This is a genomic window from Kosakonia sp. AG348 (assembly GCF_003337365.1).
Taxonomy (GTDB): Bacteria; Pseudomonadota; Gammaproteobacteria; order Enterobacterales; family Enterobacteriaceae; genus Kosakonia.
Window position 1 is genome coordinate 421,799 of sequence record NZ_QPJR01000004.1, and the last position, 14,314, is coordinate 436,112.

Consider the following 14,314-nt stretch of genomic DNA (forward strand, 5'->3'; position numbering starts at 1 on the left):
CCATCCTCAGGCTCCCATCCACACAAAACGCACCAGTGCAAACAGCACCAGCGCCAGCGTCGAGGCCAGCCACATCATCCGGATGGCTCGCCCGATGTCTTCCACGTCGATGGCGCGGGTGTCATCGCCAATCCAGGGTTTGTCGACACGTTGGCCGAAGTAGTCATTTGGCCCGCCAAGGCGCACGCCGAGCGCACCCGCCACGGTGCCTTCTGGCCAGGCGCAGTTCGGGCTGCTGTGATTGTTCCGATCACGAAAACCAATACGCAACGCGGTGCGGGCATTCTGGCGGCAGCAGCAGGCGGCGACGCTCAGCAGCAGCCAGCTCAGGCGTGCCGGGATAAAATTGGCGACATCATCCAGCCGGGCGCTGACCATGCCGATGGCGCGGTACTTTTCATGTTTGTAGCCGACCATCGAATCCAGCGTGTTGACCGCTTTATAGGCCATCGCCAGCGGTGCGCCGCCGAGCAGTAAAAAGAACAGCGGGGCAATCACTCCATCGACGGTGTTCTCGGCGACCGTTTCCACCACCGCGCGGGTGATTTGCGGCGGCTGCAACTGGCGGGTATCGCGCCCGACGATCCATGAGAGTTTTTCGCGGCTTTGCGCCAGAAGCCCTTCGCGCAGCGGTTTTTCCACTTCCCGCGCCATGTCTGCCAGACAGCGGGTGGCGAGCGTGGTGTAAATCATCCACACCTCAATGCACCAGCCGAACCACGGGTGAATGGCGTTCGCCAGCGCCAGCACGCCCCAGGCCAGACTCCAGCTCACGCCGACCACCACCAGCCACATCACACCGCCGCCCACGCGCAGCGCGTTATCGCTATGGCAGCAGCGCCGCACGATGCTTTGCAGCAGGTTGATCAGCGCGCCAATCCAGCGTACCGGATGCGGCCAGTGGGGCGGGTCGCCCAGCAACCGATCGAGTAAAAAAGCCACAGCCCAGGCAAGCAGCGTCATTGCGCGCTCCTTGCGGCGGCAAACCAGTGGTTGAGCATTTGCGGGCGTTGGGCGAAGTGCAGATGCAGGTAGCTGGCGAACGTGTTGCCAACCTGCCAGCCGCCCTGCCAGCGTTTGAGTACTTCGCCGTCGCGGGTTTTATGGCAGTCAAGCACCGCCGCCGTTTGCGCGGTGAAATCCGAGTAGTGAAATTCATGACCGCGCAGGGTTTCACCCGCCGCCGCCAGTAAGGTCTGCTGCGTGGCGCGGGCTTCGCAGTAGCCAAAGCGGGTCAGTTTGCTGCCCATCACGCTAAGACCGGGGATCACATTCGCCATTGGCCATTCTTCGCCGTCCGTATCACGCAGCGCGGTGCCGAGATACATCAGCCCGCCGCACTCGGCGTAGATCGCCACACCGCGCCGATGCGCCGCGCGGATAGCCTCCAGCATCGGGGTATTTTCTGATAACGCCCGCGCATGCAGCTCCGGGTAACCCCCGCCCAGCCACAGCATCTGGCATTCCGGCAACTGGCGATCCCGCAGCGGGCTAAAGCGCGCAATGCGCACACCTGCACGCTCCAGTAAATCGAGGTTATCGGGGTAGTAAAAATTGAAGGCTTCATCAAAGGCTAATGCCAGCGTCAGCCCTGCAACGACATTCGGCAACGGCGGCATTTGTCCTGCGGGAAGGGTCGTGACCTGGCTGAGCGTCAGCAGTTGGTCGATATCAAGGGTTTGCTCCAGACGCCCGGCAAAATCGTGCCACGGCCGCGCTTCCACCACTGATTCACGGGCGGTCACCAGCCCGAGATGGCGCTCTGGCAGCGCAACGCCGGGCGTGGTCGGGACATAGCCCAGCACCGGGAGCGCGCAGTAGCGTTCAATGGCGTGTTTCAGTAGCTGAAAATGGCTGTCGCTGTTGACCCGGTTCACGATAACGCCGGCAATCGGCAGTTGCGGATCAAGGTGCTGAAAACCCATCACCGTGGCGGCAATGGAGGTCGACACCGCTTTGCCATCAACGAGTAAAATCACCGCAACACCGAGCTGTTTTGCCAGCGCGGCGCTGCTGCAATAATCCGGGGCGGTGCCGTAGCCGTCGTACAATCCCATCACCCCTTCAATAACCGCGACATCGCATGCGGCAGCATGATCGCTAAAGAGCGCGTTTAGCGTGGGTTCCGGCAGCATAAAGCTGTCGAGATTGCGGGAGGCAACGCCAGAAACGGCGCTGTGCCAGGCGGTATCGAGGTAATCCGGCCCAACTTTGAACGGCTGAACGCGTAAGCCACGGCGCTTAAAAACAGTGAGCAGCCCCAGCGTGACGGTGGTTTTTCCACAGCCGCTGCCGGTTCCGGCAAGGAGAAAGGCGCTGCGCCGGTTTGACATTCCTGACACCCCATTACGGGCGGAAAGCTGAAGTCAGGCGCGCGTTTGCCCGGTCTTGCGACCGTTCGCTTCTGAGCAACCCACTTCCCACCGAAGTTGTTGATAATGGCCCATCAGGTCGGTCTTCTGGCTTAGCGTCATCCTCACCCGTCCTTCCCGATCTGGCGATCAGTGGCGTTTTCGGGGTTGTCAGCATCACAGCAGCGGGGGCTGCGGGGGATTTTCACCCCCTTCCCAGCCGCGCAAAAAGCGGCGGCAAAACCTGTTGGCTTATTGCGTCACGGCGCGAAAACAGAGTTCGCGTTCTCATGACATTTCCCCAAAGCGCACTGGATTGCCGCAGGGAAATAAAACTGAAGCAGTTTATCGTCGCGTAAACGCGAGTTTGTTGCGCTAAGACAATGTATGGCGTGCCCGTTTTTATCAACACCTGATTTATTCAGCTTTCGCCAACCGATCTTTAGCGTTGAAAACTTCATGCGTAATTCAACACCGTCTCAGACGGTAAAAAATACCGGCGCAGCCGGGTGATAGCGCTGACGGAAAAGGCTGTGCACTATCGATCCTGCGAAAATCCTTACCTGCCGAAGGTAAAAGCCATCTGCGAGTGCAATAACAGGGTATGCTTCGTGCCCTGATGGACATATACCGGCAGTGGTTAACGCTGGCATTCGCGCGGATGAAGTGACACTATCCGGTTTTATTTTTAAGGGGAAGCACCGTGGCGCAGGCAGCATGTCCCGCATCCTGCGGCGAAATTATCCAGGGCTGGATCCTCGGCGGCGAAAAGCTGGTCTCCTGCCCGGTGGCGTGGTACAGCCACGTCGAAGTCACCACCGGTACGCCGCTTGCCAATGAACGCCCGCTCACCCGCGCGATGCTCAGGCAACTGCTGGCGCACTGGCAACTCCCCGCATCCCTCTCATCGACCCTGCGTATCGACTGCCACTCGACAATTCCGGTGGCGAAAGGCATGGCCAGCAGCACCGCCGATATTGCGGCGACAGCCGTGGCGGCGGCCCGGCACCTCAATCAATCATTGGATGAAGAGACGCTGGCGCAACTTTGCGTGGCGCTGGAGCCGACCGACAGCACCCTGTTTTCAGGCCTGACGCTGTTTGACCACAACACGGCGGCAACGCGCATTCCCTGTGGCGCGCTGCCGCCCACCGAGATCCTGCTACTGGAAAGCCCGCTGACGCTGACGACCGCAGATTATCACCGGATGGCGCGCCAGCAGGCGCTGCTGGACAATGCGAAAAACCTGGACAGCGCGTGGCAAATGCTACAGCGCGCGTGCGCGCAAAAAGATGCCGCACTGCTCGGCGAAGCCGCAACGCTCAGCGCGATAGCCAGCCAGGCGCTATTGCCGAAACCTGCGTTCACTACCCTGCTCAACCTGGTGGAGCAGTTCGGTTTATACGGTCTGAACGTGGCGCACAGCGGGAGCGTGGTGGGGTTGTTTCTGGATTCGGCACGTCACGATGTGGAGGCGGTTTGCCGGTTTTTAGCGAAGAGAGAACTGGCGGCGCACTGGCCGAAAAATTATTTATTGAAGATGGTGGCGGGCGGCGTGAAAGAAGGGTGAGAGGCGAACCTCTCACCGCGAGGCATTATTCGGTTTTCGTTTCAGCCGGCTTGAGTTCGCCCATGGTTTTCAGCTTTTTGGAGATGTCGCGACGCTCTTTCGACAGCTCGGCGTTTTTGATGATGTAATCATCTACGCGATCTTCGTAGTCGGTTTTCATGCTGGCGATAATGCCCTGAATGGCTTCAACGCTCATGCCCGGTTTGATGTAATCGCTGAGGTTATCCAGCAGCAGTACGCGCTTCTGGTTATCACGGATCTTCTTCTCAACGTCCTGAATTTCACGCTGCAACTTGTTTTTGCGGCGGAACAGACGCACAAACTCCAGAACGTCCTGGAACGAAGGCTTGGTTGTTTCCATTTTTACACCCCTGATAATGTGAGATTCGGATTCGTTAACGCAACAAGCTTAGAGGCAAACCTACCCAAAGCGGTTGCATATGACAATAATTTTTCCTTTTCCCTATCATAACCACAAATCCAGCTGAATCGAAACAACCAGACTGTGTACAGCGGCTATCTGCCGCTTATTTGCGCAATGCCCGGCAGATCAAATGCGATAACAATTCCAGCTGGCGCGCCAGCTCCAGGCTTAACCAGACATAACCATGAATCGAGGTTTCGGCCAGTGCATCCCCCTGATGCGCGCGGCTTAACTGGCGTAACTCGGTGACAATCTCATTGAGCTTTTCCGTGTTTGCCAGAATCGGCTGCGGGTTGCCTTCATACAACGCGTGGGCAATGGTCAGCAACGTCTGCTGCGTCATCTGCTGCGTTTCACGCAAAGTATTCGCATTGATCATGACAAAATGGCTGGCGCGCGAGCTCCAGTGGGCGTTGATCTGCAACTCCAGCATACACACCAAATTACGGCTGACGGTCTGGATAGCTTCAAAAATCGCTTTCTGGATATGGGTTTCTTTACTGGCTGGCGTGATTAAGCCGCGCATTTTTACCACGTCATTGAGAATTTTTTGCAGGTGCTTTTCCAGACGCGGTCGCTCCACCAGGTTGCGGGACAAACCTGCCTGATAGACCCGGTTAAACGCCGTGACGTAATTCGCCATCTGAATGCGCCAGTGCAAAAACGCTCGCTGCGGCCAGATGCCGGTGAACAACATGGCCAGCAGCGAGCCAATGATCACATCGCCACTGCGCCACAGCGCCGTATGCATATCCCCGGTCGGCGCGCCGACTACCACTGAGAGCGTCACGCCGATAATCAGCGCCTGATAAGGTTTTTTACCGAGTGCCAGCCAGCCGCATATAAACATCGCAACGGCACACCACACCAGCATCAGCGACAAAGAAATCAGCTCCAGCCTTAACGCTACCAGCCCCAGTGCGGCCCCGAAGATAGTGCCGCCGATACGTTCGAAAGCGCGCGGTACCACATTCCCCCAAAAGGAAATTGGCCCCATCAGCACCACCAGCGTTATTAATGGCCAGGTGCCTTCCGGCACATCCAGCAGGCGGATCAGCAGGAAAGTCAGCACAAAGGCCAGAGCAATGCGCACGCCGTGAACGACGCGATAATGGCGGTAAAGACGAATTTCAAAAGGGCTGAGTGATTTGTCGCGGCGCACGGCCGTTCTCCGGGCTAGTAGTAAAAAGAGGCGCAATTGTAGGATTTTTCAGTGGCAGAGATCACCTTTTAAAACAAAAAAGAGACGCCAATTTGATCCTGACGTCCCTTTGCGTGCGTTTACAGCTTACAGCGCTTTCGATTCCACCGGAATATACATCTCAATCTCCCAGTAACCGTCGCGCTGCCCGTCGTTGCGATAGATTTCGAAACAGGGTCCGGCCGAAATTTGTAACGCCTGATCGGCGAGCAACTCATCGAAAAAGAGATCCCAGCTTGCTGCAAACTCTTCGTTGTAAACCCGCGCCTGCGCCACCGCGTACTGGCCGCCCGGAACCTCAGTGGTCATCACCCCTTCGCTGTTGGCTGGCACCTGAAACGCAGCGTCAACGGTGATTGCCACATCCGCCCGCAATTTTTCTGCGGGTACTTCATCCGGGTTGTCGTAATAAACGCAAATCCACTCCAGCGGCTGGATCTGCTTGTTATCAACCCACATCGACAGCTGTGCAAATCCCTGTTTAACTTTCTCGTCCCACGGCCCGACCAGATGAAACCCGGCGATACGGCGTTTTTCACACTGCTTGACTGTGTAGCTCATACTAACTCCCTTAGCGTTACTGTTCGAACATACAGTATAACGGGCAGGCCTGCGCCTGCCATCTGCAACCGCTCAATTATGCGAGCAACTTCGCATGCCTTCCAGCCAACGCCTGACGGTGTCAGCCTTTGTGGTGGAGGTAATCACTAAGACGCGAGAACAAGCCGCCTTTGCCGACGCTGTCCAGCGTGACCAGCGGCCAGTGCGCGATCACTTTATCGCGGTCATAAAGCTGGATTTCCCCCACACGCTGATGTGCTGCCAGCGGCGCATCCAGCTCCTTGCTGTCCAGTACATATTTGGCTTTTACGTTTTGCAGTTCCGCTTTCGGCAGCACCAGCCAGTAATCCCGATCGGTGCCAACATCAACCTGCTCTTTATCGCCGTACCACACGCGCTCACTTCCGACTTTTTTACCGTTTCGCAAAATTTCCACGGTATTAAAGTTCTGCTGGCCCCAGTGCAGCAGCTTACGTGCCTGCTCTTCACGCCCTTTCGGGCTGTCGGCGCCCATTACCACCGCAATCAGGCGACGTTCTCCGTCCACGCTTGAGGCAATCAGGTTAAAACCTGCGCCAGACGTATGGCCGGTTTTCAGCCCATCAACATTCAGCGTCTTATCCCAGAGCAAACCGTTGCGGTTTTGCTGGGTAATGCCGTCCCACGTCAGGCTTTTTTCACTGTACATATGGTAGAAATCCGGCTCGCCATGAATGATGGCGCGCGAGAGCACCGCCAGGTCATACGCCGAGCTGTGCTGACCCGGCGCATCCAGCCCGTGTACGGTTTCAAAATGGGTATCGCGCAGATTCAGCTTCTGGACGTAATCATTCATCATGGCGACAAACTGCGGCTGCCCGCCCGCCACGTGATCTGCCAGCGCCACGCAGGCATCGTTACCGGAATCAACAATCAAACCGCGGCTCAAATCACGCACCGTCAGGCGATCGCCCGGTTTGAGGAACATCAGTGAAGAACCATCGAACACCGGGTTTCCTTTTGCCCAGGCATCTTTTCCAACAGTGACGACATCATCAGCGCTGATGCGGTGGCTATCGATGGCGCGGTCAACCACATAGCCGGTCATCAGTTTGGTCAGGCTCGCCGGGTTACGTTGCTGATGTTCATTGCCCGCCGTTAAGATTTGCCCGGTGGTGTAGTCCATCAATACCCAGGAGCCCGCCTGAATCGCCGGGGGCTGAGGGGCAAAAGGTAAGTCGTCGGCGTAAGCGTGGTTAACGCAAACCGCCAGCAAAGAAGCAACAAACAAACGGCGTTTCAATGAAATATCCTCAATGGCATCTAAAATCGTCGTTCTTTGTACGGAACTTCGTGTGTCGTTACCTGGTTAAATTGCAAAAAAATGTGACATGGATCGATTTTAAACGTCTGTTTTTGCGAAGGTCTGCGGAAGAATGACCGGTTTTCCTTCGGCACACGCGCCGGGATGGTTTACCATAGAGGGCATATTTACTGACAGGATGAGCATCTGGTGTCTGATTCCGCCGCAACGCCCACTTTTCTCTTTCACGATTACGAAACTTTCGGTACCAGCCCGGCGCTGGATCGCCCGGCGCAGTTCGCCGCGATTCGCACCGACGCGGATTTCAACATTATTGGCGAGCCGGAAGTCTTCTATTGCAAACCGGCGGACGACTATCTGCCGCAGCCGGAAGCGGTGCTGATAACCGGTATCACCCCGCAAATTGCCCGCGCCAAAGGCGAGAACGAAGCGGCTTTCGCCAAACGTATTCACGATCTGTTCACCGTGCCGAACACTTGTGTGCTCGGTTACAACAATGTGCGTTTTGACGACGAAGTGACGCGCAATATTTTCTACCGCAACTTCTACGATCCTTACGCCTGGAGCTGGCAAAACCATAATTCACGCTGGGATTTGCTGGACGTTATGCGCGCCTGCTACGCCCTGCGCCCGGACGGGATTAACTGGCCGGAAAATGAAGACGGTCTGCCCAGTTTCCGCCTTGAGCACCTGACAAAAGCCAACGGCATTGAACATGCCAACGCCCACGATGCAATGGCGGATGTTTACGCCACTATCGCCATGGCGCAACTGGTGAAAGCGAAGCAGCCGAAGCTGTTCGACTACCTGTTCAGCCATCGTCACAAGCAGAAGCTGGCAACGCTGATCGATGTGCCGCAAATGAAACCGCTGGTGCATGTCTCCGGGATGTTTGGTGCCTGGCGCGGTAACACCAGTTGGGTGGCACCTCTGGCCTGGCACCCGGAAAACCGCAACGCGGTGATTATGGCAGATCTGGCGGGAGACATGTCGCCGCTGCTGGAACTGGATACCGATGCGCTGCGCGAAAGGCTGTATACACCGAAAGCAGAACTCGGCGATAGCGCGGCGGTGCCCGTGAAACTGGTGCATCTGAATAAGTGCCCGATCCTGGCGCAGGCCAATACGCTGCGCCCGCAGGACGCCGGGCGGCTGGGCATTAACCGCCAGCAGTGCCTGGATAATCTGCAAATTCTGCGCGATAACCCGCAGGTGCGCGAGAAAGTGCTGGCGATTTTCGCCGAGGCGGAACCGTTTGTCCCTTCTGAGAACGTGGACGCACAAATCTACAACGGCTTTTTCAGCGATGCCGACCGCGCTGCGATGAAAATTTTGCTGGAAACCGAGCCGCGCAACCTGCCCGCGCTGGACATCACCTTTGCCGATGCGCGCATTGAAAAACTGCTGTTTAACTACCGGGCGCGTAACTTCCCCGGCACGCTGGATGAGCACGAACAGCAGCGCTGGCTTACGCATCGCCGCAATGTCTTCACTCCTGAGTTTTTGCAGCAATACGCCGAAACGTTGCAGGCGTTGTTCCAGCAATATGAAGGCGATAGTGAAAAGCAGGCGCTGTTGAAAGCGCTGTGGCAGTACGCCGAAGAGATTGTCTGAGAGTGCCCTCCCGTTAACGGGAGGGCATCGGCTTACGCCTTCTGCACGGTAATACTCCAGGCGGCGTCGCCGACCTGTTGGTAATCCGTAATGGTGTGGCCTTCTTCCGCCGCCCATTGTGGGATAGCTTCCGTCGCCTGGGTGCAGTCGAACTCAATAATCAATTCATCGCCGCGGGCCATCTCCGCCAGCGCCGCTTTTGCTTCTATCAGAGGAAACGGGCAAACCTGCGTTACCACGTCCAGTTTTTTTACAGCCATAACAGCTCCTGTAAGTTAAGCCGCAGCCGCCGCCAGTTTCGCTTTGCGCTGCGGACGGACATATAAAAACCATGACGCCGTCCATACGCCAAGGATCATAAATACCAGCCCGACCCAGCCCTGCCAGGTCATCATCGCGGTCATTACCAGACCATTACCAATCGAACAACCGCCAGCCATACTGGCTCCCACGCCCATCAGCAGGCCACCAAACCCGCTGCGCAGCGTGGTTTGCGCATCCGCCGCCCGTACGCGAAACTCGCGGCTGGCTTTCGCGGCAATAAACGACCCCAGAAAAATCCCCAGCACCAGGAAGACGCCCCAGTTGAGGAACTTACTCTGCCCCGCCACCAGGAACTGCAAAATGTTGGCGGTGGGTGAGGTAATGCCGAGGCCAAACATGCGACCAGTCGCTTCACTGAGCGGCCAGGCCAGCAGTGCGATAAGACCGATAAGTACCGCAGTGACAAAAGGATGCCAGCGCTTTTCAAACAGCAGGTGCGCAAGCCCGGTGCGACGCGGCGGTAATGACGCAATCTTCAGCTTCGGCTTACGCAGCTCTCTGGCGACCGCCCACAGCGTGACGGCAAGCAGCAGGGCGATAAAGGGCCAGACAGAGACACCGAAGGTTTCGGCAATCGAGTTATGTTCGGTGCTGTAGGTTTTCAGCAACCCATTGATGCCGTCAGCATGTGGGGATCGCATAACCGCGCTCATCACCATATAGGTAAACAGCGCAATCCAGCTCCCGATCAGCCCTTCCCCTGCACGGTACCAGGTGCCTGTCGCGCAACCGCCAGCATAGACAATCCCCAGTCCGAAAATGTACCCGCCAACAACAGTGCCAAGCCACGGGAACGTCCCGGCATTGTATTGCAGCACTCCGCTCTGGATTAAGGCAAAGACACCCACGCTTTGAATGGCGATGGCAATCAACAGGGCATAAAACATCCGGTTATTTTTGGCGATATACATATCGCGAAATCCGCCGGTCAGGCAGAAGCGCCCGCGCTGCATCACAAACCCCAGCAGTGCGCCGCAAATCAATCCACTCAATATCATTGAAAACATAACGGTAGCTACGTCAGAAAAACCAGATCGTGAATTTTCCACGCGCAGCATAGACGGAACCAATAACGAAATTATCTAACTTAGTTCGCCGGGTTATTAATAGGGAGGTAACAGATATAAAAAAGCCGGAGACAAGGCTCCGGCTGAGTAGATATGCAGAAGAAAATTTACTGCGCGATATCTTCGTACTGCGGGACTGGATTGCGGAAGCTGCGCGTCACACACGCCAGGTAAACCAGGCCGATACCGCCCCAGATAAGCCCCAGGATCATCGAGCTTTGCTCAAGGTTGATCCAAAGAGCGCCAACCGTCAGCGCACCGCACACTGGCAGCAGCAGATAGTTGAAATGGTCTTTCAGCGTCTTGTTGCGTTTTTCGCGGATCCAGAACTGGGAGATCACCGACAAGTTAACGAAGGTGAACGCCACCAGCGCACCAAAGTTAATCAACGCCGTGGCCGTGACCAGGTCAAAACGGATCGCCAGCAGCGCAATTGCGCCAACCAGCAGCACGTTCCACGCCGGAGTGCGCCATTTCGGATGGATATAACCGAAGAAACGGGTCGGGAATACGCCATCGCGTCCCATCACGTACATCAGACGGGAAACGCCCGCATGCGCGGCCATACCGGACGCCAGCACGGTCACGCTGGAGAAAATCAGCACGCCCCACTGGAATGTTTTACCCGCAACGTACAGCATGATTTCCGGCTGAGAAGCATCCGGCTCTTTAAAGCGGGAGATGTCCGGGAAGTAAAGTTGCAGGAAGTAAGAGGCCCCGATAAATACCATGCCGCCGATCAGCGCAGTCAGGAAGATGGCGCGCGGGATCACGCGCTCAGCATCTTTGGTCTCTTCGGAAAGAGAAGAGATACCGTCAAAGCCGAGGAACGAGAAGCACAGGATAGTCGCGCCAGTGATCATCGGCACGACATGGGCGCCTTCAGACCAGAACGGGCGGGAACTTACCAGCGTGCCAGCACCTTCGCCGTGGGAAACACCGTAGATGATCAAACCAACGATGACGGCGACAATCCCCATTTGCAGGATAACGATCAGGGTGTTGAAGTTCGCCACGGTTTTGATGCTGCGCAGGTTGGAGACCGTCATAAAGGCCACCAGCGCCACCACGAAAATCCACGACGGCACCGAAGGCACCAGCGCTTCAAAGTAAATTTTCGCCAGCAGAATGTTGATCATCGGCATGAACAGATAGTCCAGCAGCGATGACCAGCCCACCATAAAGCCGACGGCCGGGGAGATGGATTTCTGAGCGTAGGTATACGCAGAGCCAGCAGACGGGAAGCGGCGTACCAGCTTACCGTAGCTCAGCGCAGTAAAGAGGATAGCGACCAACGCAAAGGCATACGCGGTTGCCACGTGGCCATCGGTCAGGCCAGAGACGATACCAAACGTATCGAACAGCGTCATTGGCTGCATATAGGCCAGGCCCATCATTACAACCGGAATCAACGTAAGCGTCTTACGTAATTCCACGCGAGAGGTTTTTGGAGTAACGTTATGCGTCATGGCGATTCTCCTGTACGGCGAGTGCCGGCGCAAAAGCAAAAAATTGCCCCATTTGTGTTATTTCCTCAGCGACAACGACTGTCGGTTTTTAAATGTGTATCTATCCGGTACGAAGCCCGGCCTCTTTTATTGAATGACGTTTGTGCCTGCAAAAAAAATAACCGACGGATTAACGTCGGCTAGTCTCTTCATTTTTTTGCAGCGGCGTATTTTGCACCATCCTGAAGCAGGATGACAATACGGTAAGGCCTACCCTGCACTGTTTATGCAACTAAATGCTTGAATTTTAGGCTATCGCTGAATTATTAAACATTTTAATAGCACTAATTGCTAAAAAAATTACGCCAGCGGCATCTGAGCCGGATCCGGATAAAGATAGTCAAAGCCCAGTTCATTGCAAATACGGCTGCCGTCTATGATTTTTCCCTTCTCATCATCGCTGCGCGACGCAGTGAAGGTGGGCGGCGTAAGGCCAAGCTGTCGCGCCATTGCCGTGTAGAAACTTTCGCGCGACGGATGTCCCGGCGCGCAAAGATTATAGATGTGTCCGCCTTTCGGTGCCTGCAGCAACAAGGTAATCGCGGCGATAACATCTTCGAGATGCACCAGATTAACGCCGTGCTGGCCGTTAGGCGCGGTTTTTCCGGCCAGAAAGCGCCCCGGATGGCGCGCCGGTCCCACCAGCCCTGCCAGGCGTAAAATATCCACCGATGTGCCAGGCAAATTATGCAGCCAATCTTCCAGCTCTTTCAGCACCCGTCCGCTTGCGGTAACAGGCTGGCGCGGCGTGGTTTCTTTGATGACACCGGGCGCATCGCCATAAACAGAGGTGGAACTGGTAAAAATAATACGCGGTATGCGATAAGCCAGCGCGCTGTCGACAATCTCCTGCATCGCTTGCAGATAGAACTCTTCGCCGGGGCCGCTGCGGCGCGCCGGGAGGGTGATAACTAACGCATCGACCTGCATCAGCGCATCCAGATCCGCCGATTCGCAGACTAATTCTGGTTCAAGGTTGAGCACATAACTTTCGATGCCGCACATACGCGCCGCCTCGACGCCATCCTGGCTGGTTTTACTGCCGGTAACTTGCCAGCCTCGCGCTGTTAATGACAGTGCCAGCGGCATTCCCAGCCATCCTAATCCGATAATCGCGACCTTTTTCATGCCTCTCCCCTGCACTCTCGCTTCCACCTGTTTAAGGCTACGCCAGCCAGTGATAACTGACAATTCATACAACGAATATGAAATGATTTAATGATAAAAAAAAGCCCTTGCCTTCGGCGACCAAAGTGGTTTACGTTAACTGACAACTTATGAATAAACATTCATCGAGAATTTTATGACCCGCGTTCAATTTAAACACCACCATCATCACCATCATCCTGACTAGTCTTTCAGGCGATGTGTGCTGGAAGACGTTTGGATCTTCCAGTGGTGCATGAACGCAGAGAAAGCCCCCGGAAGATCTTCTTCCGGGGGCTTTTTTTTGAACCAAATTCAGCAGGATAAAAGAGGACAACAGAATGTTAGACAACTCGCGTTTACGCATAGCTATTCAGAAATCCGGCCGCCTGAGCGATGATTCACGCGAACTACTGGCCCGCTGCGGGATTAAAATTAACCTGCACACCCAGCGCCTGATCGCCCTGGCGGAAAATATGCCGATTGATATTCTGCGCGTACGCGATGATGACATTCCGGGCCTTGTGATGGACGGTGTCGTTGATTTGGGCATCATCGGGGAAAACGTGCTGGAAGAAGAGTTGCTGACCCGCCGCGCGCAGGGTGAAGATCCGCGCTATTTCACCCTGCGTCGCCTCGATTTCGGCGGCTGCCGCCTGTCGCTGGCAACGCCAGTGGATGAAAGCTGGAGCGGGCCGCAAGCGCTGGATGGTAAACGTATCGCCACCTCTTATCCGCACCTGTTAAAACGCTATCTCGATCAGAAAGGCGTCTCTTTTAAATCTTGTCTGTTAAATGGTTCTGTTGAAGTCGCCCCGCGTGCAGGTCTGGCGGATGCGATTTGCGATCTGGTTTCGACCGGCGCGACACTCGAAGCTAATGGCCTGCGCGAAGTGGAAGTGATTTACCGCTCCAAAGCCTGCCTGATCCAGCGCGACGGTGAAATGACCGACGCCAAACAGCAACTTATCGACAAACTGCTGACCCGTATTCAGGGTGTTATCCAGGCGCGCGAATCGAAATACATCATGATGCACGCGCCAAGCGAGCGTCTGGAAGAGGTCGTTGCCCTGCTGCCTGGCGCTGAACGCCCCACCATTCTGCCGCTGGCGGGCGATCAACAGCGTGTGGCAATGCACATGGTCAGCAGCGAAACCCTGTTCTGGGAAACCATGGAAAAACTGAAGGCGCTGGGAGCAAGTTCCATTCTGGTGCTGCCGATTGAGAAGATGATGGAGTAATGCC

The 14,314-nt window shown here is 55.9% G+C and carries 14 protein-coding genes, 1 riboswitch and 1 other annotated feature; of the genes, 4 read left to right on the top strand and 10 right to left on the bottom strand.

The genetic code is table 11. The features are described from left to right. Nucleotides 1-6 precede the first annotated feature (6 nt). Complete coding sequence (gene cbiB, locus DFO56_RS12340) at nt 7-963, bottom strand: adenosylcobinamide-phosphate synthase CbiB (protein ID WP_045510615.1); 957 nt, start codon at nt 961-963, stop codon at nt 7-9. Continuing rightward, nucleotides 960-2,333, bottom strand: coding sequence for a cobyrinate a,c-diamide synthase (locus DFO56_RS12345; RefSeq protein ID WP_045510617.1), 1,374 nt, complete (start codon nt 2,331-2,333; stop codon nt 960-962). Before DFO56_RS12345 ends, cbiB begins: the two co-directional genes overlap by 4 nt. Nucleotides 2,334-2,431: 98 nt before the next feature. Continuing rightward, nucleotides 2,432-2,614, bottom strand: a riboswitch (cobalamin riboswitch). A 440-nt stretch (nt 2,615-3,054) separates the two neighbouring features. Between DFO56_RS12345 and DFO56_RS12350 the strand changes: the two genes are divergently transcribed. Continuing rightward, nucleotides 3,055-3,921: a GHMP kinase gene (locus DFO56_RS12350; protein WP_045510620.1), complete on the top strand. Its 867-nt coding sequence runs from the start codon at nt 3,055-3,057 to the stop codon at nt 3,919-3,921. A 25-nt stretch (nt 3,922-3,946) separates the two neighbouring features. Here the strand turns inward: DFO56_RS12350 and DFO56_RS12355 are convergent, their stop codons facing one another. The 4 genes from DFO56_RS12355 to dacD form a co-directional block, all read right to left on the bottom strand. Further along, entirely contained in the window at nt 3,947-4,282 is a 336-nt protein-coding gene (locus tag DFO56_RS12355) for a DUF496 family protein (protein WP_020454262.1), read from the bottom strand. Between the two features lie 166 nt (nt 4,283-4,448). Next, nucleotides 4,449-5,507 carry an FUSC family protein gene (locus tag DFO56_RS12360; protein ID WP_045510623.1) on the bottom strand — a complete coding sequence of 353 codons (1,059 nt, stop codon included), beginning with the start codon at nt 5,505-5,507 and terminating at the stop codon, nt 4,449-4,451. Between the two features lie 126 nt (nt 5,508-5,633). Then, on the bottom strand, nt 5,634-6,107 hold the full coding sequence (gene sbmC / locus DFO56_RS12365; RefSeq protein ID WP_020454264.1) for a DNA gyrase inhibitor SbmC: 474 nt from the start codon (nt 6,105-6,107) through the stop codon (nt 5,634-5,636). Between the two features lie 121 nt (nt 6,108-6,228). Further along, nucleotides 6,229-7,389, bottom strand: coding sequence for a serine-type D-Ala-D-Ala carboxypeptidase DacD (gene dacD, locus DFO56_RS12370; protein ID WP_045510626.1), 1,161 nt, complete (start codon nt 7,387-7,389; stop codon nt 6,229-6,231). Nucleotides 7,390-7,599: 210 nt separating this feature from the next. Between dacD and sbcB the strand changes: the two genes are divergently transcribed. Further along, a complete protein-coding gene (sbcB, locus tag DFO56_RS12375) occupies nt 7,600-9,024 on the top strand; it encodes an exodeoxyribonuclease I (RefSeq protein WP_045510629.1) in 1,425 nt (474 codons plus the stop codon). Nucleotides 9,025-9,056: 32 nt separating this feature from the next. Here sbcB and tsuB read toward each other — a convergent pair whose 3' ends face one another. From tsuB to DFO56_RS12395, 4 genes are all read right to left on the bottom strand, one after another. After that, nucleotides 9,057-9,284 (bottom strand): thiosulfate utilization sulfurtransferase TsuB/YeeD, encoded by a 228-nt coding sequence (gene tsuB / locus DFO56_RS12380; protein ID WP_020454267.1) that lies wholly within the window; start codon nt 9,282-9,284, stop codon nt 9,057-9,059. Nucleotides 9,285-9,299: 15 nt separating this feature from the next. After that, nucleotides 9,300-10,355, bottom strand: a complete 1,056-nt coding sequence (gene tsuA, locus DFO56_RS12385) for a thiosulfate utilization transporter TsuA/YeeE (RefSeq protein WP_045510820.1) — start codon at nt 10,353-10,355, stop codon at nt 9,300-9,302. A gap of 167 nt (nt 10,356-10,522) precedes the next feature. Continuing rightward, on the bottom strand, nt 10,523-11,884 hold the full coding sequence (locus tag DFO56_RS12390) for an APC family permease (protein ID WP_045510632.1): 1,362 nt from the start codon (nt 11,882-11,884) through the stop codon (nt 10,523-10,525). 339 nt (nt 11,885-12,223) lie between these two features. Then, complete coding sequence (locus DFO56_RS12395) at nt 12,224-13,051, bottom strand: SDR family oxidoreductase (RefSeq protein WP_045510635.1); 828 nt, start codon at nt 13,049-13,051, stop codon at nt 12,224-12,226. 175 nt (nt 13,052-13,226) lie between these two features. Here DFO56_RS12395 and hisL point away from each other — a divergent pair, with 175 nt between their 5' ends. Together hisL and hisG are read left to right on the top strand one after the other, a co-directional pair. After that, nucleotides 13,227-13,277, top strand: a complete 51-nt coding sequence (gene hisL, locus DFO56_RS12400) for a his operon leader peptide (RefSeq protein ID WP_001364200.1) — start codon at nt 13,227-13,229, stop codon at nt 13,275-13,277. After that, nucleotides 13,253-13,375: a sequence feature (His leader region), on the top strand. Its footprint overlaps the gene before it by 25 nt. A 35-nt stretch (nt 13,376-13,410) precedes the next feature. After that, nucleotides 13,411-14,310 carry an ATP phosphoribosyltransferase gene (hisG, locus tag DFO56_RS12405; RefSeq protein WP_020454271.1) on the top strand — a complete coding sequence of 300 codons (900 nt, stop codon included), beginning with the start codon at nt 13,411-13,413 and terminating at the stop codon, nt 14,308-14,310. Nucleotides 14,311-14,314: the final 4 nt, after the last annotated feature.

Bases quoted from the DNA above. Each gene is read 5' to 3' on its own strand.
- DFO56_RS12355 (WP_020454262.1), bottom strand. From the start codon at position 4,282: ATGGAAACAACCAAGCCTTCGTTCCAGGACGTTCTGGAGTTTGTGCGT.
- hisG (WP_020454271.1), top strand. From the start codon at position 13,411: ATGTTAGACAACTCGCGTTTACGCATAGCTATTCAGAAATCCGGCCGC.
- tsuB (WP_020454267.1), bottom strand. From the start codon at position 9,284: ATGGCTGTAAAAAAACTGGACGTGGTAACGCAGGTTTGCCCGTTTCCT.
- tsuA (WP_045510820.1), bottom strand. From the start codon at position 10,355: ATGTTTTCAATGATATTGAGTGGATTGATTTGCGGCGCACTGCTGGGG.
- cbiB (WP_045510615.1), bottom strand. From the start codon at position 963: ATGACGCTGCTTGCCTGGGCTGTGGCTTTTTTACTCGATCGGTTGCTG.
- DFO56_RS12345 (WP_045510617.1), bottom strand. From the start codon at position 2,333: ATGTCAAACCGGCGCAGCGCCTTTCTCCTTGCCGGAACCGGCAGCGGC.
- DFO56_RS12395 (WP_045510635.1), bottom strand. From the start codon at position 13,051: ATGAAAAAGGTCGCGATTATCGGATTAGGATGGCTGGGAATGCCGCTG.
- DFO56_RS12390 (WP_045510632.1), bottom strand. From the start codon at position 11,884: ATGACGCATAACGTTACTCCAAAAACCTCTCGCGTGGAATTACGTAAG.
- sbmC (WP_020454264.1), bottom strand. From the start codon at position 6,107: ATGAGCTACACAGTCAAGCAGTGTGAAAAACGCCGTATCGCCGGGTTT.